Source organism: Micromonospora sp. NPDC003197, from assembly GCF_053590565.1.
In genome coordinates this window covers 157,957-182,487 of the sequence record NZ_JBSFTE010000004.1, presented here as the reverse complement: position 1 = coordinate 182,487, position 24,531 = coordinate 157,957, and the positions used below count along the sequence as shown (strand labels likewise).

Here is a 24,531-nt window from a genome sequence, read left to right as displayed (position 1 = left end):
GGGGCCGCCGCAAAGCCAACCCTTCAGCGGCGGCCCCGCCACACATCCCCGATCCTCACCACCCGTCCCACTTCGGATGTGATCCTGTGACACCCCAGGGCTCCACACACTCCGCACCGCCGACCGTGGCGGAGAGCCGCACGGCACCGCCACCGAGCCGAGGCACCTGCCGCCTGATCTCGGACTATGCCGCCATCGCCGCCGAACACGTACGCGATGTCGCCTGGCTCATCCACGCCACCCACGGCGACCAGCCCACCGGCAGGGACGCCGCCAACGCCCTCCGCGACGCCGCGCATGCCCTCGACCGGGCGCAGAACATCCACCGCACCTGGCACCGGAAGTTCGACCTCTTCGTCGTCGTCGGAATTGGCGTAGCCGCCCTCTCCGGCACCGCCGACCTGCCCGGGGCCGTTGCCGCTGCCCTCGGCATCCTCGCTAGCCTCCTGGCCGTCATCACCGCCGAAAAGCTGGAACGTCACCGCGCCAAGGTCCGTCGGGCGCGACTGCCCGCACCAACCTGCCTGCCCGACCCGGACAGCCCCATCGACAACATCATCGAGTACGCCGCACGCGAAGCCCTGGCCGCACACCTGCTGGTCTACGAACTCGTCGCCATGATGAACGAGCTAATGCCCGTCGATCTGCCGATCCCCCATCCCGCCTGGGAGCATCGCCTCCTCGACACGGGTAGCGCTGTCCTCACCGCCGAGCGAATGCTCCACCAGGCCCGTACCCACCTCGCCCAACTCATCCACTCCGATCCCGCCACACAGGCCATCGGTACACGGCCATTCGGCAGATACCTGCGTGCTGATTGACCGGAGTCGACGGGGTCAAGAGAGCCCTCGAAAAGGGGCTCTCGTGACGTCCATCGAAAGTCCATCATGGATGGCCGGTATAGCATGACGCGCCTGAATGCGGCCGGTTGCACCACTTCGTACCGGCACGTGATGACAGCCCTCAACCGGGAGGAAGCGTCTGTATGAATCATCTCCGAAGGCCGGGTACCGCACCCCGGCACCGTCTTCTACCGGCGGCTGGCGCACTGCTGGTGCTCCCACTGCTGGCCCTGACCGCTTCGGCGGTCCCGCCGCGCTTCCCCGACTCCGGCACCGCTGCGACCGTGCCGGTCGACGGCACGCCCGCCGTCCAGGCAGCCGCCCGGCAGACTTCCGCCGCTCCGGCAAGCACGACGGTCGCTACTGCCGCTGCCACACCCGCAGTCGCTCCGGCCGCTGCCCCGCCCCCGGCCGCGAAGGGTGCCGCCCCGCAAGCCGGTACGGCGATTCCCGGCAGCTACATCGTCACCGTCAAGGCAAACGAAGCAGGCCGGATCCGCTCGGACGCGCGTAACCTGGCCGCCGAATACTCGGGCAAGCTCGGCAACGTCTGGACTACGGCGCTGCACGGCTTCTCGGTACGCATGTCCGCGGCCGATGCCGAGCGGCTCGCGCACGATGCGCGCGTCGCGTCCGTGCGGCCGGACCTGGTGGTCACCGCCGCCGGCACCCAGACCGATCCCTCCTGGAGCCTGGACCGGGTCGACCAGACCGGCCGCGCCCCCAGTGGCACCTACGACTACGACAATGACGGCTCCGGCGCGCACATCTACGTGTTCGACACCGGCGTGCGCGCCACCCACTCCGAGTTCGCCGGCCGGATCGGTGACAGCACCCCCGGCACCGACCACAACGACTGCGGCGGGCACGGCACCGCCGTGGCCAGCGCGGCCGCCGGCACGGTCTACGGCGTGGCGAAGAAGGCAACCGTGCATCCCGTACGCGTGCTCGGCTGCGACGGTGCCGGTGCGGCCGCCGACGCGCTGACCGCGATCGACTGGGTCACCAGCACCGCGCCGCGCCCAGCCGTGGTGAACATGAGCTGGTCGACCGGCCCGCAGGATGCACTGGACAACGCGATCCGCGCCTCGACCGCTGCCGGCGTCACCTATGTCATCGCCGCCGGCAACTCCAACGATGGCGCATGCGCCACCTCGCCGCAGCGCGTCTCCGAGGCGATCGTGGTCGGTGCCACCGACAACCGGGACCGTCGCGCGAGCTTCTCGAACTACGGCTCGTGCGTCGACATCTTCGCGCCCGGCACCGACATCAAGACCGGTGCCTGGACCGCGGACGACGCCACCGTGACCTCCGGCGGCACGTCGCTGTCCGCGCCGATCGTGGCCGGTGCCGCCGCCGTCTACCTGGCCGCGCACCCGTCGGCCACGTCCGCGCAGGTGCGGGACGCGCTGGTCGACTGCGCCACCACCGGCCTGATCTCCGACCCGGGCGCCGGATCGCCGGACCGGCTGCTGAACACACGCTGCGGCAGCGGCCCCGCCGTGACGAACCCGGGCGCGCAGTACACGGCGGTCGGCCAGGTCGTGACGCTGAGGAAGATCACCGCGCCGACCGCGGTCCGCTTCGCCGCCACCGGCCTGCCCGCCGGGCTGTCGATCAACGCCACGACCGGCGTGATCAGCGGCACCGGAACCACGGGAGGCACCAGCATCGCGCAGGTCACCGCGACCGACGCGGCCGGCGCCAGCACCACCACGTCGTTCCGCTGGAACGTGATCCTGGGACGTGGCGCGTTCAGCGGGCCGGGCTCGCTGTGCGTGGACAACAACAGCAGCAACACCACGGACGGCAACCCGCTCCAACTCTGGCCATGCTCGAGCGGCAACGGCGCGCAACTGTTCACCGCGCACGCCGACGGCCGGTTCGAGGTGCAGGGCAAGTGCATGACCGCGGGGTCTGCGGTGGTGCTGTATACCTGTGACGGCTCCTCCGCACAGGTCTGGACCGCGCGGAGCAGCGGCGAGGTGGTCAATCCGGCCACCGGCCAGTGCCTGACCGCCGCGTCCACGAACTGGAGTGCGCGGCTGTCGCTCGCGACCTGCGCGGCGGGGACCCTCCAGACGTTCAAGGCGCCGTCCGGCCTGGGCCAGGACGTGATCTCGGTGGAGAACCCGGGCTTCCAGGGCATGGTTAAGGGCACTGTGGTCCGCAAGGCGGTGTTCGCCTCGAACCTGGACACCACGCAGCGGCTCACCTGGTCCGCGACCGGACTGCCGACTGGCCTGTCGATCAACGCCTCGACCGGGATGATCAGCGGTACGGCCACCACGATCACGACGTCCGCCGTGACACTCACTGTGGCGAACGAGGCGGGCCAGACCGGTACCGCGTCCTTCACCTGGCAGGTCGGCAACGGCCGGATCCTCGGCATCAACGGCTACTGCGCCGACTCGGCCAACGCCAGCAGCCAGAACGGCAACCCGATCCAGCTTCACCCCTGCAACGGCGGCAACGCACAGCTGTGGACGGTCCGGTCCGACGGCCGCCTCGAGGTGTTCGCCAAGTGCATTACCGTGGCCGACGACGGTGTCTCCGTCGTGTTGAGCGACTGCGGCACCGCGGCGGCGCAGGTCTGGGCCGTGTCCGGCAGCACGCTGCGGCACACCGCGACCGGGAAGTGCCTCACGGCGCCGACCGGGGACACCTACGCAAAGCTCACGATCGACGTCTGCGCCACCCGCGCCGGCCAGGTCTGGAACCTGCCGACCGCCCCGGTCACGCTCGATGGCGTCACGAAGCGGCAGTGGGCGACCTCCGCCGCGTCGGCGCTGACCATCGTCGCGCGGTCGTCCCACACCATCAGCCAGTACGCGGCCACCGGCCTGCCGTCCGGCGTCACCCTGAACGCGTCGACCGGCGCACTGTCCGGCACGCCCGCAGTCATCGGATCCGGTGAGGCGATCGTCACGGTCACCGACTCGGCCGGCGGCGTCGGCGTCACGTCGTTCCAGTGGACCGTCTTCCACGGTCAGATCCGCAACGCGAGCGGCTGGTGCCTGGACAACTCGCGCGGCGGGACCGCAGACGGCAACCCGATCCTGGTCTGGGGCTGCAGCGACAGCGACACCCAGCAGTGGATCGTCCGCACGGACGGCGGGCTGCAGGTGCAGGGCGGCTGCATGGTCGCGTCCGCGCCCATCGCGCGGGGCAGCTGCGACGGCGCTGCGGACAAGGTGTGGCAGGCGACCGAGAACGGTGAACTGCGCAACCCGGCCTCCGGCAAGTGCCTGACCGCGCCGTCGCTGGCCTACGACGTGCAGGTCACCCTCGCGGACTGTGCGGCGACGGAGCTGCAGATCTGGGCGCTGCCGACCGCACCGCGAATCATCACGCCGGTCCCGCAGCAGTCTGTCACCGGCACGGCCGTGTCGCTGGTGCTCGGTGTCACGTACAACGGCGGCCCGACGCCCACCGTCACCGCGACCGGGCTGCCTGCCGGCCTGGCCGTTTCCGGCACCACCATCTCCGGCACGCCCACCACCACGGGCAGGTACTCGGTGTCGGTGCGCGCGCAGTCAACGTCCGGCGTGTCCACCGCGTCGTTCGTCTGGCTGGTCATCGCGCCGGGCGCGGCTGGGCTGATCATCCACCCGGCCGGCAACTGCGTCGACCGTGGCGGCCCGAACAGCAGCCTGTGGCTGTTCGGGTGCAACTACAGCGGCGCGCAGATGTTCACGATCCGCGCCGACGGCCGCATCGACGTACAGAACACCTGCATGATGCCGCTTGGCGGCGGCACGGCGTCCGGCACGCAGGTCGGCACCGGCACGTGCAGCACGACGGACGCGACCCAGGTCTGGACCGTCGAAGCCGGTAACGCGCTGAGGAACACCGCGTCCGGCCTGTGCCTGACCGCGCCCAGCCCGAACGGCCTGTCCGGCCTCTACCTGGGTTCCTGCTCGGGTAGCACCTGGACGCTGCCGGTCCGAGCCTGACCAGTGTCGGACGGGCCGCGCAATACGGCCCGGCCGATCGGCGGACGAGCCCCGGTCGATCGCTGATGGATCGACCGGGGCTCGTCGTTCACCACCAGATCAGAGGTCGAACCGGTCGAGTTCCATCACCTTGGTCCAGGCGGCCACGAAGTCGTTCACGAACTTGTCGCGCGCGTCCTGGCTGGCGTAGACCTCCGCGAGGGCCCGAAGCTGGGAGTTGGAGCCGAAGATGAGGTCGACCGCGGTGGCGGTCCACTTCACCTCGTCGGTGGCCAGGTCGCGGATCTCGTACACGTGCTCGTCGGACGCCGACGCCTTCCACCGGGTGCCCGGGGCGAGCAGGTTGGCGAAGAAGTCGTTGGTGAGCACGCCGGGCCGATCGGTGAGCACACCGTTCCGCGTACCGCCCGTGTTGGCTTCCAGGGCACGCAGGCCGCCGATGAGTACGGTCATCTCGGGCGCGGTCAGGTTGAGCAGGTACGCACGGTCGAGTAGCAGCGTCTCCGGCTGGGTCTTCTCGCCGGCCCGCAGGTAGTTGCGGAAACCGTCGGCGCGCGGCTCGAGGACCCGGAAGGACTCGACGTCGGTCTGCTCCTGGCTGGCATCGGTGCGGCCCGGGTGGAACGGTACGGTCACCTCGACGCCGGCATCGCGCGCCGCCTTCTCGACGGCGGCCGAGCCGGCCAGCACGATCAGGTCCGCCAGCGAGATCTTCGCACCGCCAGCGGAGTTGAACTCCTGTTGGATGCCTTCCAGGGTCGCCAGGACCGACGCGAGCTGCTCGGGCTGGTTGACCTCCCAGCTGCGCTGCGGGTCGAGGCGGATCCGGGCGCCGTTGGCCCCGCCGCGCTTGTCGGTGGAGCGAAAGCTGGCGGCCGAGGCCCAGGCGGTGGAGATCAGCTGGGCGGTCGTGAGGCCGGACTCCAGGACCTTCGCCTTGAGGTCGGCGATATCGGCGTCACCCACGAGCTTGTGGTCGACGGCCGGCACCGGGTCCTGCCACAGCTGGGGTTCCGCGACCCACGGCCCGAGAAAGCGGCTGACCGGACCCATGTCGCGGTGCAGCAGCTTGTACCAGGCTTTGGCGAACGCCAGCGCGAACTCGTCGGGGTGCTCCAGGAAACGACGCGAGATCTGCTCGTACACCGGGTCGACGCGCAGCGACAGGTCGGTGGTGAGCATCGTCGGCTTGTGCTTCTTCGACGGGTCGTGGGCGTCCGGGATGATCGCCTCGGCGTCCTTGGCAACCCACTGCTTCGCGCCACCGGGGCTCGTGGTGAGCTCCCACTCGTAACCGAAGAGGATCTCGAAGTAGCGGTTGCTCCACTGGGTTGGCACGTCGGTCCAGGTCACCTCGAGACCGCTGGTGATCGTGTCGCCGCCCTTGCCGCTGCCGTAGGTGCTCAGCCAGCCGAGTCCCTGCGCCTCCAGCGGAGCGGCCTCGGGCTCGGGACCCACGTGGTCGTCGGCGAGGGCCGCGCCGTGGCATTTGCCGAAGGTGTGCCCTCCGGCGATGAGGGCGACGGTCTCCTCGTCGTTCATGGCCATCCGGGCGAAGGTCTCGCGGATGAAGTGGGCCGCGGCAGCCGGGTCCGCGTTCCCGAGCGGGCCCTCCGGATTGACGTAGATGAGACCCATCTCGGTCGCCCCGACGCCGGCCGCCATCTCCCTCTCGGAGACGTAGCGCTCGTCGCCGAGCCAGGTGTCCTCCGGACCCCAGAAGATCTCCTCGGGCTCCCAGACGTCCTCCCGACCGAAGCCGAAGCCGAAGGTCTTGAAGCCCATCGACTCCATGGAGACGTTACCGGCGAGCACCAGCAGGTCGGCCCAGGAGATCTTCTGGCCGTACTTCTGCTTGACCGGCCACAGCAGCCGGCGGGCCTTGTCGAGGTTGGCGTTGTCCGGCCAACTGTTGAGCGGGGCAAAGCGCTGGCCGCCGTCGCCGGCACCGCCACGGCCGTCGTGGATGCGGTAGGTGCCTGCGGAGTGCCAGCTCATCCGGATCATGAGGCCGCCGTAGTGGCCGAAGTCGGCCGGCCACCAGTCCTGCGAGGTGGTGAGGACCTGGACAATGTCCCGCTTGAGGGCCTCGACGTCGAGCTTGGCGAACTCCTTGGCGTAGCTGAAGCTCTCCCCCAGCGGGTTGCCCTTGGCCGAGTGGGCGTGCAGCACCGAGAGGTCGAGCTGGTTGGGCCACCAGTCCCGATTGGTGCGCGGACGACCGCCGGTCTTCGGCCTCGGCGAGGCGATCGCCGGGTTCTCGCTCTCGCTGCCGTGCGCCGTCACGGAATCTTGCGCGACCGGGCAACCGGCCGCCTCCTTCTTGTCCACGCCCTGCGCGCTGACCGGGGCGTTGTCCTGAGGATCGCTCATCTGTTTCCTTCCGAACTGGCGAATCGCGGGGAGGTGCGTTCGGTCGCGCAGCCGGGGCAGGTGCCCCAGTAGACGACCTCCGCCTCGTCGACCAGGAAGCCGTGGTCGTCGGAGGCGGTGAGACAGGGAGCCCGGCCGACAGCACAGCTGACGTCGGCGATCGCGCCGCAGGAGCGGCACACGACATGGTGGTGGTTGTCCCCCACCCGGGTTTCGTACCGGGCGGTCACCCCGGCCGGCTGGATGCGCCGCACCAGACCGGCGTCCGTGAGCGCCCGCAGCACGTCGTACACCGCCTGGTGGGAGACGGTGGGCTGCTCCGCCCGGACCAGGGCAATCACTGTGTCGGTATCGACGTGCGGGTGGTCGCGCAGCGCTGCGAGTACTGCCAACCGGGGCCGGGTCACGCGCAACGAGACCGCCCGTAGCTGGGTCTCGAAGTCGGACGTCACGTGCTGAACTTAATCCACTCTTCTGGACTTAAGCCGCAATCCGCGCACCTTCGCTTGGTTGCCGAGCTGAAAGAGCCGGGTGTCGAGCCTCAACGGCGATGGTGCCAGCGGACAGCCAACGGCTGTCTGCGTTGCTACCCTGCCGACGATGGCGAGGCGAAGATACGTGGCGAGGGGCGCCGACGGTGGCTACCGGATCTGGGACAACCGCGCGCGCCGATGGTGGGGCGAGCTCTACGAGTTGTGCCCGGACGAGCTGCTTGCCGAGCTGAACGGCACACGTGACTACGTCAAGATCACGGCGTTGCTCCGCAAGTACCGGGCGCTGAAACGTTAGCGCCCCGTATCAGATCCCGTGCTTCTCGCGGATGTCCAGAACGCTCGTACGATCAGAGTCGGCCGCGGTCAGGCCAGGGCGGCAGCCCGATCGGGGTCGGCCGTGGTCAGGCCAGGGCGGCAGCCCAGCGTTCGGCCCGGTCCAGTTCGCCGTCGGCCAGCGGCCCCTCGGTCGCGGTGACGACGAAACTCTCCCGGGCAATCACGTCCACCTGGTGGCGGCGCAGCCGCTTCTGGATGCCCTTGGCAGCGGAGCCGGAAAAGAAACCGGTGCCGGTGACGGTGTCGAAGGTGGCCGCCCGGCCGCCGAGCGTGGCGGGCAGCGTGTCCAGCCACTCGGCCACGCCGGTGGCCGCCGGGTGGCCGCCCTTCGTCGCGGCCTGCTTGCGCGACGCCGGTCCGGGCAGCCCCATGTTGTGCGTGGGCGAGCCGACCAGCAGCAGGTCCACGCCATCGAGCGGGGGCGCGACGGCCGCCTCGACGACGGTAACGTCGGCCCCCTTGGAACGCAGGCCGGCGGCCACGGCGTCGGCAACCCGGGACGTGTTGCCGAAGCACGACTCGATGACGATCAAGACCCTCATCTCTGCTCCTCGTGATAATGGAAATCGATCGTCAAGGCGGCCTAGCCGGTTGGCCATGCGGTGGCCCGGCAAGCGGATCAGGAGGTCCAACCTCCGTCGGAGGCGACGACGGCCCCGTTCACGTTGACCGCCTCGTCGGATCCCAGCCAGCAGATCAACGTGGCGACCTCGGCGGGCGTGGCCGTCCGGGTTACTCGGCCGAACGCCCGCTCCAGACGCTGGTACGCCCACGGGACCTTCGGTGCGGCACTGCGGCCGATGTTGGTCTGGACGCCCCCCGGGCAGACCGCGTTGGCCCGGATGCCGTCCTCGGCGTACAGGTTGGCGATGGAGCGGGTCAGGCCGACCAGGCCGTGCTTCGAGGAGACGTACGCGCTGCCGGCAACCGCTCCGGTAAGGCCGCCGATGGACGAGACGTTGACGATCGCGCCCCGGCCCTGCGCAGTCATCAGCGGCAGCACCGCCCGGCACAGCCGCATCGGACCGGTGAGGTTGACCGCCAGGACCCGATCCCAGGTGTCGTCGTCCAACTCCGTGACGGGCAGGAAGTGGTCCATGACTCCCGCCACGTTGGCCAGCAGGTCGATGCGCTGGTCGGGCAGCGCCGCGACGATCCGGTCGATGTCGACCTGTGCCGTGATGTCGGCGACGATCATCGTCGCGGAGTGGCCGTCCTCCTCCACCAGCTTGGCGGTCGTGGCGAGCCCCTCGACATCGACGTCGCAGCCGATGACCATGGCTCCCTCCACCGCGAGCTGGCGGGCGACCGCCTGGCCGATACCCGACCCGGCTCCGGTCACGACCGCGACCCGTTCGGCGAAACGCTGCTCGCTCATGATGCGATCTCCATCCCGGCCCCTGCGGCGGACTCATCCGCCAATGTCCCTACGGGAGCCTCCGCTTCCATGTTCCTCAGGGGAGGCTGCGGCCCGCAGGGCCGAAGGTCACGGGCAGGTGGAGGCGAAGGGCGCGACCCTTCACGCCGCCGAGTAACGCCACAGCGGCTCCTATTCAACGCAGACCGCTGGAGGTCTCGTGGAGGGCGGTCCAGCGCTGGCAGTCATCGTCCTGCTCATCACGGCAGCGAACCCCTGGCCCTTGATCGGAGGGCCAGGGGTTCGACTTGGTCGTTGCTGCGTTAGCGAAGCTCGCACGCGTCGGACTTGGCAGCGGCGACGAAGCCCGCCCACGCTGCCGGGCCGAAGGCCAGGGTGCCGCCGTCACGGTCCTTGGTGTCCCTCACCAGGACGACGCCGGGCGGCTGCTCCCCTTTCGGTTGATCAAGAGATTTACGTCGCGCTGATGCTGGATTCCTGACCTAAATCTCTTGATCAACCAGAGCTGACATTCTGCTGGGACACCACAGCTCCGGCCGGCGCAGCGATGTGAAGATTGTGATCCTGGAGTGCAAGGGGACCCACCCCTGTCTGGACGCCCGGCCGTAGTTAGTGGACATCGCGCTAGCTTTGCCCGGTGCAGGAGTACCAAATCGGCGTCCTGGGGCGAATCGAGTTGCGCGTCGACGGGATAGCCGTGTCGCTTCCCCCGCTGGAACGGGCATTCGTCGCGAGCCTGGCAGCCCACCGTGGACGCATCGTCTCCGTCGACCGCCTCATCGACGGCCTCTGGCCAGATCACCCGCCGACGGGAGCACGCAACCGGGTCCAGGCGATCGTCGCCTCGGTTCGACGCCGTACGACACCGGAGCTGATCCACACCAGGTCACCCGGCTATGAGTTGAACGGCGCGGTGGGCGCGGACGCGGCGGAGTTCGCCACCGACGTACAGGCTGCGGCGGCCGCCACCGACGCTCGCTACGCTGTGGAGTTGCTCGACCAGGCGCTGGCCCGTTGGCGCGACGACGCGTTCGTCGACGTCGCCGCGAGCCTGGTCGACTTGGAACGTGATCGCCTGAGCGAGCTGCGCGAGCACGCGGTCGAGCTGCGCGTCGAGGCACTGCTGTCCCTCGGCCTGCACCAGGAACTCGTGCCGGAGCTGACCACCCTGGTACGTGATCGGCCCCTGCGGGAGCGGCTGCGCGGCCAGCTCATGATGGCCCTGCACCGCAGCGGCCGACAGGCGGAGGCCCTCGCCGTGTACCGGGTCGGGGCTCGGATCCTCGCCGAGGAGCACGGCATCGACCCGGGACCCCAGCTGCGGCAACTGCACCAGGAAATCCTCGGCAGCGAGCAGGAGACCGCACCACGAGCGTGGGTACGCCCCAATCAGCTTCCCGGCGTCACCGGCGACTTCGTCGGGCGGGGCAAGGAACTCGGGCTGCTGCTGTCGTTTTTGGGGCGTACCCCACCAGCCGCCGGGGCGGCCCAGGTCGTCGTCGTGACCGGACTCGCCGGAACCGGCAAGACCACGCTGGCGCTGCGCGCGGCGCACGAGAGCCGCCATCGCTTTCCTGCCGGATGCCTGTACGCGGACCTGCGCGGCAACACCACGGACCCGGCGCGGCCCGGCGCGGTGCTCGGCGCCTTCCTACGGGCCCTCGGGGTGGCTGGCGAGGCCATCCCGGCTGCAGCCGAGGAACGCGCGGCGCTGTATCGATCCGTACTCGCCGACCAGACCATGTTGGTGATGTTGGACAGCGCAGCGGACGCGGCGCAGGTGCGCCCGCTGCTGCCGCCCGGGGGCAGCAGTGCTCTCATCACCAGTACGGCGGCGCTGCCCGGCCTAGCGGGCACCGAGGTCGTCCCGCTCGACGTCCTGCCGGTGGACGACGGCCTGGATCTGCTGGCCGGGCTCGCTGGCATCGAGCGGATCGACCGGGAGGGCGCAGCGGCCGCTGACGTCGTGGAGCTGTGCGGTCGCCTGCCATTGGCATTGCGCATCGTCGGCGTGCGGCTGGCCGAACGGGAGGCCATGACCGTGGCACGGCTGCGCGACCGGCTGCGCGACGAGCGGCACCGCCTCGATGAGCTGTCGCTCGACGGGCTCGACGTGCGCACCAGCTTCACCGTTGGGTTCGAGCGGCTACCACCGACCGCCGCACAGCTGCTCGCGGTGCTCAGTCGTACGTCGCTGCGCAGCTTCGGCATGTGGGACGAGACCACCGAGCCGCTGCTGGAACAGCTGTGCCGGGCCCACCTGCTGACCGCCGATCCCAGCGGCCGGGTACGCATGCACGACCTGGTCCGGCTACACGCCCGAGAACGCACCGACGTCGCCACCCACCAGGTGATCGCCTGGTACGCGCGACTGCATGCGTACGCCGCACGGGCCGATGCGTCGCTGCCCTGCAAGACCCTGCCGGTGGCCGACGCGGTGTCCGTGATCGACGCCTGGGACGCCGTCGACTGGTTCGAGGAGGAGCGGGAGAACCTGGTCTCGGCGGTGCATGACCTGCTGCAGCTGGACGCGGCCGACCTGGCCGGACGGTTGGCCTGCACGCTGGGCAACTTCGCGATGATGCGCAGCCAGTACCTGCCCGAATTCGTCGACTGCCTGCGCGGCGTGCTTGACCGCCACGCCGACCTGCCGTTGCCGACCCGGCTGTCGCTACGGCTCCACCTGGGTACGGCCTACCGGATGCTGAACCGCCACGCCGAAGCCGTGCCACTGCTGCGTGCGGCGCACCGGGACAGCCGTGGGCCGCTGGTGGTGCACCGGCTGGTCGCACTACAGGGCTACTCGCTGTGCTGCCGTCAGCTCGGCCGGGTCCGGGAGGCGAACGCCGCGCTGCTGCTGATGGTGCGGTTGTGCGCCGAGCATTGGCCGGTTGGCCCGGTCGGCGGACACGTGCTGTTGACCCTCGGCATGCAGTACGGGCAGTACCAGCACACCTCTCCGTTCGCCTACGCCGCCTGCGCCGCGGGCCTGCGTCTCTTCGAGGATGGTGGCGATCTGTGGGGCGAGTCGCTGGCGCGGGAGAGCATCGGGCTGCTGCATCGCCATGCTGAGCAGTGGCCGCAGGCTCTGGAGCAGCTGCGGCAGGCGGTAACCGCCGCACGCCGGCTTGGTGACCGGATGAGTGTGACCACCGCCGAGCAGGCGCTGGCCGCAACGCACCTCGCTGCCGGGGACAGCGCCTCCGCACGTCGGCTGCTGGCTCGTACGGCGTCGGAGTTCCGCGAGATGCGCCACGAGTGGGGCGAGGCGATTTCCCGCCGGCTGCTCGGGAAGGTGCACCTTGAGGAGGGCGATACGGATCGTGCGGTGGTCGAGTTGGCGGGGTCGGTGGCGATGCTTCGCGAAATCGGGCAGCCGTTCCCGCTGGCGAACTCGCTGAGTCTGCTGGCCCGGGCGCAGGCCACCTTGGGCAGACACGACCTGGCCGTCGCGTTGGGCGAGGAGGCACTGCGCATCTTCGAGCACTTCGACGCCGCGTACGCCGATGAACTGCGCGAACGGCTGGCGGGCTATCGGAGCGCAGCCCGCGCGCAGTAGAAGCGCAGCGCGAGCGCAGCGGCGACCAGCACAGTGATCGGCAACCACCCACAAAGGAGGTCATCCCATGACCAGGATCATCACCCGCGTTGGCGACGCCATCCTCGGCAAGGTGCTCGGCAGCGAGCAGGCTGGTGCCTGCGTGCCGGAGAACGGCCAGAAGTGCTCGTGCGTCGCGTCCGACGGCTACTGCTCGGGCGGCGACTACTTCCGCCGTTACCGGCAGGGCTACTACAACTGCAACGGCGCGTGTGTGACCTCGACGTCGCGGACGCTCTGCTACGTCAAGAAGGCCGGCGCCTGCTGACCGGGCTTTCCGCCGGGGGCCGCGCCGGTCGGCGCGGCCCCCACCGCTCTGACTCGCCGAGGAGTTCCCATGCAGGCTCTCGCCTACGCCGCCATCGCTGTCATCGGCGCGATCGCCGTGCTCAACCTCGTCCTGACCTTGGCCCTCGCCCGGCGGCTGCGCGAGACGCAGGCCGGCCACGCCCACGACCACGACGGCGAGCCCATCCCCGAGGTGCTGCCCGCCCCGGGCCTGAAGATCAGTACCCTCCCGTACGCCGACCTGACCACCGGCCGCCGTACCGTGGTCATGCTGACCCCGACCTGTCCACCGTGCCAGACCCTCCTGGACACCCTCACCGCCGAGGCCGAGCGCTACCGCCACGACACCTTCGTGTTCATGATCGGCACACCGCAGGAGACGGCGGCGATGGCACCACGCCTGACCGACTTCGACACGGCGACGATCACCGAACCGCTCGCTGAGAAAGAGTTCCAGGTCAAGGGCTTCCCTGCGGTGCTGTCACTCGTCGACGGCGTCGTCGTCAGCGCCGACCATCAGCTTCCGGTCCTGGCCTGAGGCGTGGCCACGCTGCGAGCCGCCCTGCGGCTGGGCTGCGCCGACCCCAAGGCACTCGGCGCCATGCTCGCCCTCATCCTCGTCGGCTCGGCACCGCCGCTCGGCGTCGCCTGGTTCACGAAACTGCTCTTCGACGAGGTCGGCAAGGGAGGCTCGGCCAGCCCGTCGACCGCGACCTGGTACGCCGTGACGATCGCCGTCCTGGGGGCCCTGACAGCGATCGCCAACCGCGTGTCCGGCTACTTCACCACTGCGCTGCAGAACGCGATCACGATCGCCGCCGACGTGCAGCTGTACCGGAAACTGAACACCTTTATCGGTATGGGCCCCTTCGAGCAGCCGGCACTGCGCGACCGGCTGGCGCTGGCCCAGCAGGCCGCCAACCAGGCGCCGTACGCGGTTGTCATGTTCACGGTCGACGTGGCCCAGAACGTCATCACCCTCGGCGGCTTCGCCGCGATCCTGACGTCCCTCTGGCCGCCGGCTGGCCTGCTCCTGCTCGCCGTGGCCGTACCCGATTTCCTCATCCAACTGCGGCTGTCCCGGCGGGCCGCGCAGGCCGTGGAGGACAGCGCCAGTCTGTTCCGGGCCCGATTCCTGTTCCAGACCGTACTGACCGACCTGCGCGCCGCCCGGGAGGTGCGCCTCTACCACCTCGGCCGGTTCTTCCACGACCGGCTCACCGGTGCCGTCCGGGGGGCCGCCCGGATCGAACTGGCCGCTGCGCGGCACGCCACGGTGGTGCAGACCTGCTGGGCGCTGGCCGGTGCTGCCGTGACCCTCACCGCGACGGTGATCGCGGTGAACGCCGCGGTCCGCGGCCGGCTCAGCCTCGGCGATCTCACCCTTCTGCTGGCCGCGTTCGGCGCGGCACACGCCGGCCTGGCCGGCATCGCTGGCCAACTCGGCGACGCTGGCGCAGCCATGCGACTGTTCCGGCACTACGTCGCCGTTCTCGACAGTCCCGCCGACCTGGCCGACGGGACCCTGCCGGCACCGCCGCTGCGCGCCGCAATCAGGTTCGAGGACGTGTGGTTCCGCTACGACGAGAGCGGCCCCTGGATCCTGCGGGGCGTCGACCTCACGATCCCCGCCGGTGAGGCCGTCGGGCTCGTCGGCCTCAACGGGGCCGGTAAGAGCACGCTCGTGAAACTGCTCTGCCGGTTCTACGACCCCGACCGGGGCCGAATCACCTGGGACGGGGTGGACCTACGCGAGCTGCGGGTCGAGACGGTACGCCAGCGGATGGGGGCGGTGTTCCAGGACTTCATGTGCTACGACCTGACCGCAGCGGAGAACGTCGGCATCGGCCTTCTGCCGTACACGGCTGGGCAGGTCGAGGAGGCTGCCGCGCGCGCCGAGATCCACGACCGCCTTCGTGCCCTCCCCCACGGATACGACACGTTACTCAGTCGTACCTTCGCCGACCAGGACGGCGAGCCCGGGGTGACGCTCTCCGGCGGCCAGTGGCAGCGGGTCGCGCTCGCCAGGTCCCTGATGCGCGCCGACGCCGACCTGCTCATCCTGGACGAGCCCAGCTCCGGGCTCGACGCCGACGCCGAAACCCGCGTACACGCATCGCTGGCCCGGATCCGCCAGGGCCGCACCGGGCTACTGATCTCCCACCGGCTCAGCACGTTGCGCGACGCGCAGCGCATCGTCGTGCTGGACGCCGGACGCGTCATCGAATCGGGCTCGCACGACGAGCTGATGACGTCCGACGGTGAATACGCGCGCTTGTTCCGTCTCCAGGCCGACGGCTACCAGATGACGCTGTCATGATCGGCTGGCTGCGCCGCCGCTGGCGCCTGGTGGTCGTACGCGGGCAGAGCATGTCCCCGACGCTGCACGACGGCGACCGGCTCATCGTCCGCGTCGGACGGCCACCGACCACCGGTGACCTCGTCGTCTTTCGTGCCCGCGCCGTCGTTCCCGATGCGGACCTGACCTGGATGGTCAAACGCGTACAACGGATCGAATCTGACGGTGCCGTGACGGTACGCGGGGACAACCCCCGCAGCCAGGATTCACGGCATTTCGGGGCGGTGCCACCCGAGGCGATCCTCGGCGTGGCCAGAGAAAGGCGATGACACATGTACGTCGAGATCGGATGCCGAGTGCTGCTCGGACTGGTCCTGTTGGCAGCGGCGGTCGGCAAGGTCTCCGGGCGGGCCGCCTACCGCGAGTTCACCCGCTCGGTAAGTGACATGGGCTTCCGACCGGCCGGCCCGCTCGCCGCAGCCGTGATCACCACCGAGTTCACCGCAGTCGTCCTGCTGGCCGTGTTGCCGCTGGCCGGATTCCTCGTGTCGGCCGCCCTGATGCTCGCCTTCACCGCCGCCATCGTCATGAACCTGCGGCGGGGTGGCGGAACGTGCCGCTGTTTCGGCCGTACCGCCGCGCCGCTGGGCTGGCACCACGTGTGGCGCAACGCGTTCCTCGTCGGCTGCGCCATCGTCGGCATGCTCGCACCGACCGGCCCGGTACGCCTGGGCGAAACGGTCCTGGCCGTCGCCGGCGCGCTGGTCGCCGGCCTGCTGGTCGTCATGTTGGACGACCTGCGCTACCTGTTCGGCGCAACCGACCGAGCGTGACCGAGAAGGCGTAGCTGCCGCCACGCCTGCGCCGCCCACAACGCGTCACATGCGGAAATTCCATTGTGTACTGATGGGACCATGCCCATATGGAGAAGATTCCCACGGTGTTCCGCCGCGACCCGGACAACCGGAGACGTGTCCTGCCCGAGGCCAACCCTGCCTGCCAGTGGGTCCTCGACGGCGAGGGAACACCGACCCGAAAGTACGACGGCACCTGCGTGCTGCTCGACGAGGACGGCATGTGGTGGGCGCGACGTGAGGTCCGGCCGGGCCGGACCCGGCCCGCTGACTACCGGCCGGTGATGACCGACGAGGTCACGGGCAAGACCGTGGGCTGGGAACCGATCGCACAATCGCCGTACGCGCGGTACCACGCCGAGGCCCTCGCCAGCTCACCGGAGCAGCGACGTGCCGGCACCTACGAGCTGATCGGCCCGAAGGTCAACGGGAACCCGGAGGGTGTGCAGCGCCACGAGCTGGTGCCACACGACGACGCCGAAAGGTTGGAGGTGCCGCGCGACCTGGACGGCCTGCGTGACTGGCTACTGGCGCACCCGCAGTACGAGGGCATCGTGTGGCATCACCCGGACGGCCGGAGGGCCAAGCTGAAACACCGCGACTTCGCCTGAGCCGGCGGCCCTACCGGCTTCGCTGCACACCTGTAGGGCCGCCTGGCAACACGCTTCCTGTGTTCAGATCAGGCAGTGAACCGGCAGCTGACCGTACCGAGCGTGCGGTATTCGGCGTGGAAGACATCGCCCGCACCGATGAAGACTGGCCGGGTGAACGAGCCGGAGAGGATCGGCAGGCCCGCCTCAAGCTTCTCCCCGTACGGGGCGAGGCTGTTGGCGAGCCAGGCGACGCTGGCGGCCGGGTGGTGTAGCACGGCACCAGCGACGCCGGTCTCCTCGATGCTCTCGTTCTGATAGAGCATCGCGCACTCCCACCGCAGGTCGAGCGCGTCGGGACGCATCGGACGACCGCCGATGATCATTCCAGCGTTGGCAGCGTTGTCGGCGATCGCGTCAACGATCTTGCGGGCCTGGCCGGTGGTCGGATCGCGCATCTCCAGCCGGGCGTCGAGAATTTCCAGCCCTGGCTGCACCCATGCGGTCGCGTCGAGGACATCCCGCATCGTCACCCCGGGGCCCTGCAGATCACGGTCGAGCACGAAGACGATCTCGACCTCGACGCGGGGCCGAATGAAGCGACTCAGCGAGATGACCGCACCGTCGGAATAGATCATGTCGTCGAGGAAGAAGCCACGGTCGGGCTCGTCGACCTCCTGCGCCTTCTGCATGGTGCGGGAGGTGAGGCCGATCTTCCGACCGGCGAGCGTACGACCGGCGGCGAGCTTGAGTTCCCGCCACGCCGTCTGCACGGCATAGGCCTCGTCGACGGTCATGTCCGGGTGCTGAACCGACAGTTGGGTCACGGGCACCCGGGTACGCTCGGCGTTCTCCAGCGCTTCCGCCAACTCGCGGATCCGTTGCGCACTGAGCATGTCAGTTCCCCCGCAGGAACGGCAGCGCCCCGGCCAGGAAGGCGTCCGGGTCCTCAAAGGCCGCCCAGTGTGCCACCTGCGGCATCTCCAGCACCTCACCGTTGGGCAGCATGGTGAGGATGCGCCGCGCCGTGTTGGTGTATTCGGCGTAGTCGGCGCCAGCGGCAACAACGAGCGCGGGTGCCTTGATGGAACGCCACTGCTCCTCGGTGATGAGGTTGCGCTCGCGCACCCCGGACTCCTGCAGGGTGAGCAGGTGCGCGAGGGTCGCCCGGGTGTCCTCGCGGCGGTAGACGGCCAGCCGCAGCGCGATCAGGTCGTCGATGCGGTTGCGCTCGTCGGCGATGAGGTGGTTGAAGATGGCCTTCATCGAGTCCCAGTCGGCCTCGCTCACCGCCTTCGTGCGCTGGCGCTTGATCCGGGCCATGTTCTCCGCGCTGGCGACCAGGCCGGCCGGCGAGTTGAGCACGATCCGTTCGGTGCGCTCGGGGTGGTCGAGGGCGAAGCGGGCGGCGACCCAGGAGCCGAGCGAGGAGCCGATGAGGCTCGTCTTGTCGACCCCGAGGTGGTCGAGGACGCCGTTCAGGTGTGCGACGTAGACCGGAATTTCGTACGGGTGGTCGGGCTTGCTGCTGAATCCGTTGCCCACCATGTCGTAGGCGATGCAGTGGAAGTGCTCGCTCAGCGGCCCGATGATCCGGGAGAATGCCTCCCAGTGCCCGCCGGTGCCGTGCAGAAAGACCAGCGCCGGCTTGGCGGGGTCGCCCGCCGTCACCAGCCGCGTACGCACCCCGTCCACATCGATGAACCGCTGGGTGAACTCGAGTTCACACAGCGAAAGCCAAATACTGGAGTAATCGTCCTTGACGGCCATATCTGGGTTCCTCTCGTGGGCAGTTGCTCGGGTAAGGCTCGGTCAGGCGAACTCGTCGCGGAGTGCGTGCAACGCCCGGGCGAGCAACGCGGTGTCGGTGCCCACCCCGACGAACGCGTAGCCCTGGGCCAGATAGTCACGGGCGTCGTCGGGGTTGCGGGTGAGGGTTCCCAGCGGGATGCCGTGGGCCTTGGCGGCCTCGGTCACCCGTCGTACCGCCGCCCGTACGTCGGGGTGGCCGACGTTGCCGAGGTGCCCCATCGACGCGGCAAGGTCGGCGGGGCCAACGAAGGCGGCGTCGATCCCCTCGACCGCGAGAATCTCGTCGACGTTGTCGACGGCGCGGGCCGACTCGATCTGCACGATCAGCCGGATGTGGTCGCGGGCCTGGGTCAGAAAACCTGGGTCGCGGCCCCACGAGCCGGCTCGCGTCTGGCTGGAGACACCCCGGGTGCCGCGCGGCGGGAACTCGCACGCGGCGGCGACCTGCCGGGCCTGGTCGGCGGTGTCGACCATCGGCACCAGCAGGGTCTGGGCACCAATGTCGAGTAGCTGCCCGATCGTCTCCCGCTCGTGCCCGCCCGCCCGGACGATCGCGGCGGTGCCGTACGCGTCGAGGATGTTCAGGCAGCGCGCGGTCACGTCGAGCGCTCGTGGCGCGTGTTCGTTGTCGACGAGGACCCAGTCGAAACCCGACGAGGCGGCGATCTCCACGGCGGTCGGGTCGCTGAGGTTGAGCCACAGGCCGATCTGCGGGGCACCGCCGGCCAGGGCTGCGACGAAGCGGTTAGGCCGTGGCATAGCAGCCCGCAATCTCGGCCAGCGCCTTGCCCAGCGTGGTCGCGTCGGTGAAGGCGCCGTAGTAGTAGCGGTCGGGCCGGATGATGACGGCTCCGGCGTCGATCTCGTCCAGCCACGCGGTCAGGGCGCTGTCGGTGACCAGCACGGCCTGTAGGCGTGCGGCCGCCTCCCGGGCCGAGGGATCCAGGGCTTCCAGAATGGCTGGTTGCGCGATCACGGCGAACTCGTAGCCGACGACGTCATCGAGGAGTCGCCCCTGACCGTCGCGGGGTTGGGGTGCCAGCGACCCGCCTAACTTGTCGTCGGGCAGGAACAGGCCGGGGCCGAGCTTCGGTGCCGAGCCCTGGCCCTCCCGACCGACGCGGGCGTTGAGGGCGTCGATCGCCTCCTTGGTCGGGGCGGTCAGGTGTGAGCCGAGCTCGGTGGCGGTCTTGATGTATCGGCGGGCGTGCTCGGCCCGTTCGGCGCTGTAGCTGTCCAGGAGTTCGTCGGAGGCGCCCCGGGTCAGCACGTCGCGCAGGCGCCAGGCGATCGACACGGCGTCGCGCGCCCCGGCGCACAGCCCCTGCCCGAGGAACGGCGGGGTCTGGTGGGCGGCGTCCCCGGCGAGCAACACTCGGCCGCGACGCCAGTCGCGTACCACGAGGGAGCGGTGCGTGTAGACGGCGGCCCGCAGCAGTTCGGCCTGGTCGGGCCGCAACCAACGCGCCACCCGCCGCCAGATCGCCTCCGGGTCGGTCGCGCCCTCGAGATCCTCGCCCGGCGCGACGCGGAACTCGAACCGTCGGATGTCACGCACCACGTGAATGTAGATGGCGGGCGAGACCGGGTCGGCGTAGTGGGTGTTGAGTTCGGGCAGGTCAGCCGAGGGCAGCGCGCGGAAGTCCGCGACGATCCAGGGCTGGTTGAGGCCGTAGTCCTCGTAGTCGGCACCGATGCTGCGTCGGGTGGTCGAGCGGCCACCGTCGCAGCCGACGACGTAGCGGCAGCGTACGACGACGTCCTCGCCGGCGCGCAGGTCCCGGGCCGTCACCTCGGCGTGATCGCCGAGGTCGGCGATGTCGCTGACCTCGTGCTGCACCAGCTCGCGGATCTCTGACCGGCGGCGCATCCCGGCCCGCAGGGTCTCCTCCAGCTCCGGCTGGTGGACGTTGTAGCGGTTGGGCCAGCCCTGCGGACCGGCACCGGTGATCGGTGGCCGGGTGGAGACGACGTTGCCGTCGGCGTCGAGATACTGCGCGCCACGGAACACCTTCAGGTGCGGCTCCAACTCCTCGGCCAAGCCGATCGTCTGCATGATTCGCATGATCTCGCCGTCGATGCCGACCCCGCGCGGGATCTGCATGACGTCGGGCTCGCGGTCCAGCGCCACGACCCGCAGGCCGGCCTGGGCGAGGAGGTTGGCGACCATACCGCCGACCGGACCCAGACCGACGACCGCGACGTCGCTGTCATATTCGAGCATCGAGACTTCCTTCAGGGGCGACGAACAGTTCAGGCGGCGGCAAGCTCGGGGTGGGAGATGGCGATGCCCATTCCGGTGATCCACTCCCGGACCGGCTCGTAGGTCACCTTCGTCATCGGCTTGCCACCGGCGGCGTACGCCGCGAGCCAGGTACGGATTTCGTGCACGCCGATACCCGCCGGGGCCAGGTCCTCGGCGGTCAGGGCCTCGGCCCACCTGGTGTCGGGCTGGGCGAGGTTGGCGAGGAAGGTCTCGTCCCACTCCGGGCGAATGTCGTCCTTGGCCGCCTCACGGAACTTCGCGCTGATCGCGCGCCGCTCCTCGTCGGAGAGCCCCTGGTCGGTCAGGGCGAGGGTGGGCGGGTTGTGCGAGAGCCCACCTGAGCCGATGAAGAGGACGCGCTCGTCGCGTTCGCTGAGGATCTGGCCGATCGCGGCACCGAGCGCCACCGAGCGCGCCGGGCGAGCCAGCGGCGGGGTAGCGCAGTTGATGAAGACCGGGATGAGCGGCACCGCGTCGAGCGCGCCGAGCACATCGGCCGCAGTCTGCCCGAAGCCGTGGTCGAGGGCGACGTGCCGGGTGATGGCGATGTCGAAGTCGGAATCGATGAGGCGAGCGGCGAGCTGCGCAGCAGTGTCGACGGGTACGTCATATGGGCCCGTGGGGGAACCAGAGTCGCCGAGCCCTTCGGCGGAGAGCACCACCGAGACCGACGGCAGCACCTCGCCGTACGCCCGGCGGTGATCGGAGCCGAAAAAGACGACCAGCGACGGCTTCCATGCGGCGACGGCGTCGCGAACCCGGTGAAGCCCGGCCCGGAAGGCGTGCCCGAAGTTCTCGTCGCGGTCCCGCGCAAACCCTGGGCTATGGGACAGACAGAGGGTCATCGAGTCGTACGCCATTGGGACTCCCATCTCGCCATGCCGCTGTATACGCTAGCATAGCGCAACATACGAGTCCCTCGAAAGGCCGATCATGAGTCCCGAGATCATTGCCGACGTTGTCGTTGTGGGCGGCGGAAATGCCGCACTCACCGCTGCCATCGCTGCCGCGGAAAGAGGCCGGTCGGTCACTCTCCTCGAACGGGCACCATCCGCAATGCGCGGCGGCAACAGCTACTTCACCGCCGGCGCGACCCGCATCGCCCACAGCGGCCTTGCCGACCTGCTCGATCTCATCGACCACGATGAGCGCCATGAGCGGACTGCCGTACCGCCCTATGAGGCTGACGAATACCGACACGACATGGAACGGGTCACCGAGGGACGTAACGACCCCGCCCTCACCGACGTTCTGGTCAACGAATCGGCCCCCACCTTGCGCTGGCTGCACGGCCACGGCGCGCGCTACCGCCTCATGTACGAACGGCAGGCCTACGCCCGCCCCGACGGCTCCTATCTCTTCTGGGGTGGATTGCACGTCGGCAACACCGGCGGCGGTGTCGCGCTCATCGACGACTACACAGCCATCGCGCGCCGGCTCGGCGTCGAAATCCGGTACGACGCCGAAGTCATCGACCTCATCGTGGCGGACGGGCGGGTCATCGGCGTACGCGGGACCGACTTCACCGCCCACGCGCAGTCGGTGATCCTCGCCGCCGGCGGTTTCGAGGCGGACCCGGAGCGCCGACGCACGCACCTCGGCGAGGGCTGGGAGAACGCCAAGGTACGGGGTACGCCGTTCAACGACGGCCGCCTGCTCGACGCCGCACTGGCTATCGGCGCCGCCCGGGGCGGGGACTGGTCCACCTGCCACTCCGTACAGTGGGACGCCTTCGCCGCGGACAACGAGTCGAACTTCGAGCTCACCAACCGACTCACCCGGCAGAGCTATCCGATCGGAATCCTCGTCAACCGCGACGGGCAGCGCTTCCTCGACGAGGGCGCCGACTTCCGCAACTACACCTACGCCCGCTATGGCCGCAAGGTGCTTGAGCAGCCGGGATCTGTGGCCTGGCAGATCTTCGACGCGCCACTGCGCGGAATGCTGCGCGCCGAGGAGTACGACATGCCCGGCATCTCAGTCGCGGTCGCGGATTCCATCCCGGCCCTGGCCGAACAGATCGGTGTGCCCGCCGAAGCCCTGGAACGCACCATCAACGACTTCAACGCATCCATCGACACCTCGAAGGAGTTCGACCCGACAGTGAAGGACGGCCGGGCCGCAGACACCCAGCCTCCGAAGAGCAACTGGGCCCACGAGCTCCAGACCGCTCCGTACTATGCCTATGCCGTGACCTGCGGGATCACCTTCACCTTCGGCGGTCTGCGGGCCGACACGTCGGGTCGGGTGCTGACCGACTCGGGGGAGGCGATCCCGGGGCTGTTCGTCTGTGGCGAGATGCTCGGTGGCCTCTTCGCCGGCAACTACCCCGGTGGGGCGGGGCTCGCCGCAGGGGCCGTCTTCGGCCGGCGGGCCGGCGCGATCGCTTAGGCGACTGATGTGGAACGCGGGTTGATCGGAAGCAGTCGATCAACCCGCGTTTGTTCTGGCCTTGGGCCGGTCTCCGGCATATGCACGGAATCCGTTGGCTGTAGGGGCTGTCGGCGCTCCTGGCGAGCTGCCCCACCCCCTGGCCGGCAGCTATTCGGTGGCGAGCTTGAGCCGGATGTCACGAGCCTCGGTGAAGTGCTGGTGGGCGATCGCCGCCGCTCGGTCGGCGTCGCGGGCCTCAATCGCATCGATCAGCTCGGCGTGCTGCTGGCAGGCGCGATCCCATCGGCCCGGATAGGACAGGGTGGTCTCGGGGTAGCGCGCGATCTGCAGTTCCAATCGCTGCAGGAGGTCGACGACGGCCTCGTTGTGAGCGGCGCGCCAGACCCGTCGGTGGAAGGCGACGTTGGCACGCACCAGCTCGGCCGGATCACTCGCCTCGGGACCGGCCAGGGCGAGCGCCTGACGCATCGCCCGGAGGTCGTGGTCGGTACGACGGTGGGCTGCGCTGCGAGAGGCGGTCGCCTCCAGGCCGATGCGGACCTCGTAGATGTCGAGAATCTCCTCCGGACTGCGGCTGCGCACCACGGGACCACGTTCGGTCCGGGCGACCAGCCCATCCTGCTCCAGCCGCAGCAACGCCTCCCGAATAGGCGTACGGCTGACCCCGCACCAGGCCGCCAAAGACGACTCGGTCAGCTGCGTCCCGCCAGTGAGCTCGCCCGACACGATCGCGTCGCGGATCTTGTCGTAGGGCGTTTCCTTCAGGGTGCTACTCGGCGGTGGAATCGCCTTCATCTGCCCCCCGCTCCTCTCCGAAACCACGTAACGTACACGATTGTATTCGACGCTGTACGCCTGCACTGTCCGCCATTACCCCAACTCGGGTAACGATTGCCACTCGAGCACCCTTTCTAGCAATACGAGCAGTTCAGACATGGTCGCGAAGCGCCCAGCCATCGTCGAAAACGAACCTCTCCTGCTGTCGTCCCAGGGGTCGCGCTCGCGTTCAGGCCGCAAACCGAAACCGCGCCGGTGGCGGCAATGGCCCGCA

21 protein-coding genes and 1 pseudogene are annotated in these 24,531 nt (G+C 69.5%); 11 read left to right on the top strand and 11 right to left on the bottom strand.

Annotated features, from left to right (window positions below):
• Nucleotides 1–86: 86 nt before the first annotated feature.
• On the top strand, nt 87–821 hold the full coding sequence (locus ACWDV4_RS06420; RefSeq protein ID WP_449975367.1) for a hypothetical protein: 735 nt from the start codon (nt 87–89) through the stop codon (nt 819–821).
• Nucleotides 822–985: 164 nt separating this feature from the next.
• The gene (locus ACWDV4_RS06415; RefSeq protein ID WP_449975366.1) at nt 986–4,798 is read left to right on the top strand and encodes a ricin-type beta-trefoil lectin domain protein; all 3,813 of its coding nucleotides are present in this window, start codon (nt 986–988) and stop codon (nt 4,796–4,798) included.
• Between the two features lie 99 nt (nt 4,799–4,897).
• On the opposite strand, the gene katG is transcribed toward ACWDV4_RS06415, so the two are convergent.
• Nucleotides 4,898–7,171, bottom strand: a complete 2,274-nt coding sequence (gene katG / locus ACWDV4_RS06410; RefSeq protein ID WP_449975365.1) for a catalase/peroxidase HPI — start codon at nt 7,169–7,171, stop codon at nt 4,898–4,900.
• Nucleotides 7,168–7,623 carry a Fur family transcriptional regulator gene (locus ACWDV4_RS06405; RefSeq protein WP_449975364.1) on the bottom strand — a complete coding sequence of 152 codons (456 nt, stop codon included), beginning with the start codon at nt 7,621–7,623 and terminating at the stop codon, nt 7,168–7,170. The genes katG and ACWDV4_RS06405 overlap by 4 nt, the downstream gene beginning before the upstream one ends.
• A gap of 148 nt (nt 7,624–7,771) precedes the next feature.
• On the opposite strand from ACWDV4_RS06405, the gene ACWDV4_RS06400 reads away from it, so the two are divergent.
• Nucleotides 7,772–7,960, top strand: a complete 189-nt coding sequence (locus ACWDV4_RS06400) for a hypothetical protein (protein WP_449975363.1) — start codon at nt 7,772–7,774, stop codon at nt 7,958–7,960.
• Nucleotides 7,961–8,066: 106 nt separating this feature from the next.
• On the opposite strand, the gene ACWDV4_RS06395 is transcribed toward ACWDV4_RS06400, so the two are convergent.
• The 3 genes and pseudogenes from ACWDV4_RS06395 to ACWDV4_RS06385 form a co-directional block, all read right to left on the bottom strand.
• Entirely contained in the window at nt 8,067–8,543 is a 477-nt protein-coding gene (locus ACWDV4_RS06395) for a flavodoxin family protein (protein ID WP_449975362.1), read from the bottom strand.
• 77 nt (nt 8,544–8,620) lie between these two features.
• Nucleotides 8,621–9,379 carry an SDR family NAD(P)-dependent oxidoreductase gene (locus ACWDV4_RS06390; RefSeq protein WP_449975361.1) on the bottom strand — a complete coding sequence of 253 codons (759 nt, stop codon included), beginning with the start codon at nt 9,377–9,379 and terminating at the stop codon, nt 8,621–8,623.
• Between the two features lie 302 nt (nt 9,380–9,681).
• A pseudogene (locus ACWDV4_RS06385) lies at nt 9,682–9,801 on the bottom strand (DUF397 domain-containing protein); the annotation flags it as partial.
• 215 nt (nt 9,802–10,016) lie between these two features.
• Here ACWDV4_RS06385 and ACWDV4_RS06380 point away from each other — a divergent pair.
• The 7 genes from ACWDV4_RS06380 (at nt 10,017) to ACWDV4_RS06350 (ending at nt 17,029) form a co-directional block, all read left to right on the top strand.
• On the top strand, nt 10,017–12,938 hold the full coding sequence (locus ACWDV4_RS06380; protein ID WP_449975359.1) for a BTAD domain-containing putative transcriptional regulator: 2,922 nt from the start codon (nt 10,017–10,019) through the stop codon (nt 12,936–12,938).
• A 67-nt stretch (nt 12,939–13,005) separates the two neighbouring features.
• Nucleotides 13,006–13,245, top strand: a complete 240-nt coding sequence (locus ACWDV4_RS06375) for a hypothetical protein (RefSeq protein ID WP_449975358.1) — start codon at nt 13,006–13,008, stop codon at nt 13,243–13,245.
• Nucleotides 13,246–13,314: 69 nt separating this feature from the next.
• Nucleotides 13,315–13,803, top strand: a complete 489-nt coding sequence (locus tag ACWDV4_RS06370; RefSeq protein WP_449975357.1) for a hypothetical protein — start codon at nt 13,315–13,317, stop codon at nt 13,801–13,803.
• Nucleotides 13,804–13,806: 3 nt separating this feature from the next.
• Nucleotides 13,807–15,585: an ABC transporter ATP-binding protein gene (locus tag ACWDV4_RS06365; protein WP_449975355.1), complete on the top strand. Its 1,779-nt coding sequence runs from the start codon at nt 13,807–13,809 to the stop codon at nt 15,583–15,585.
• A complete protein-coding gene (locus tag ACWDV4_RS06360) occupies nt 15,582–15,893 on the top strand; it encodes a S24/S26 family peptidase (RefSeq protein WP_449975354.1) in 312 nt (103 codons plus the stop codon). The genes ACWDV4_RS06365 and ACWDV4_RS06360 overlap by 4 nt, the downstream gene beginning before the upstream one ends.
• Before the next feature lie 3 nt (nt 15,894–15,896).
• A complete protein-coding gene (locus ACWDV4_RS06355) occupies nt 15,897–16,397 on the top strand; it encodes a MauE/DoxX family redox-associated membrane protein (protein ID WP_449975353.1) in 501 nt (166 codons plus the stop codon).
• Between the two features lie 89 nt (nt 16,398–16,486).
• Complete coding sequence (locus ACWDV4_RS06350) at nt 16,487–17,029, top strand: hypothetical protein (RefSeq protein WP_449975351.1); 543 nt, start codon at nt 16,487–16,489, stop codon at nt 17,027–17,029.
• A gap of 68 nt (nt 17,030–17,097) precedes the next feature.
• Here ACWDV4_RS06350 and hpaH read toward each other — a convergent pair whose 3' ends face one another.
• Genes hpaH through ACWDV4_RS06325 form a run of 5 tightly spaced genes read right to left on the bottom strand, consistent with a single transcriptional unit; the run spans nt 17,098 to nt 21,958 of the window.
• A complete protein-coding gene (gene hpaH, locus ACWDV4_RS06345) occupies nt 17,098–17,904 on the bottom strand; it encodes a 2-oxo-hept-4-ene-1,7-dioate hydratase (protein ID WP_449975350.1) in 807 nt (268 codons plus the stop codon).
• Between the two features lies 1 nt (nt 17,905).
• Nucleotides 17,906–18,778, bottom strand: coding sequence for an alpha/beta fold hydrolase (locus ACWDV4_RS06340; RefSeq protein WP_449975349.1), 873 nt, complete (start codon nt 18,776–18,778; stop codon nt 17,906–17,908).
• Nucleotides 18,779–18,820: 42 nt separating this feature from the next.
• Nucleotides 18,821–19,579: an HpcH/HpaI aldolase family protein gene (locus tag ACWDV4_RS06335; RefSeq protein ID WP_449975348.1), complete on the bottom strand. Its 759-nt coding sequence runs from the start codon at nt 19,577–19,579 to the stop codon at nt 18,821–18,823.
• Nucleotides 19,566–21,044, bottom strand: a complete 1,479-nt coding sequence (locus ACWDV4_RS06330; RefSeq protein WP_449975347.1) for a bifunctional 3-(3-hydroxy-phenyl)propionate/3-hydroxycinnamic acid hydroxylase — start codon at nt 21,042–21,044, stop codon at nt 19,566–19,568. Before ACWDV4_RS06330 ends, ACWDV4_RS06335 begins: the two co-directional genes overlap by 14 nt.
• A gap of 29 nt (nt 21,045–21,073) precedes the next feature.
• Nucleotides 21,074–21,958 carry a 3-carboxyethylcatechol 2,3-dioxygenase gene (locus tag ACWDV4_RS06325; RefSeq protein ID WP_449975346.1) on the bottom strand — a complete coding sequence of 295 codons (885 nt, stop codon included), beginning with the start codon at nt 21,956–21,958 and terminating at the stop codon, nt 21,074–21,076.
• 61 nt (nt 21,959–22,019) lie between these two features.
• Here ACWDV4_RS06325 and tcuA point away from each other — a divergent pair, with 61 nt between their 5' ends.
• Nucleotides 22,020–23,477 (top strand): FAD-dependent tricarballylate dehydrogenase TcuA, encoded by a 1,458-nt coding sequence (tcuA, locus tag ACWDV4_RS06320; protein WP_449975345.1) that lies wholly within the window; start codon nt 22,020–22,022, stop codon nt 23,475–23,477.
• A gap of 150 nt (nt 23,478–23,627) precedes the next feature.
• Here tcuA and ACWDV4_RS06315 read toward each other — a convergent pair whose 3' ends face one another.
• Nucleotides 23,628–24,275 (bottom strand): GntR family transcriptional regulator, encoded by a 648-nt coding sequence (locus tag ACWDV4_RS06315; RefSeq protein ID WP_449975343.1) that lies wholly within the window; start codon nt 24,273–24,275, stop codon nt 23,628–23,630.
• Between the last annotated feature and the right edge of the window lie 256 nt (nt 24,276–24,531).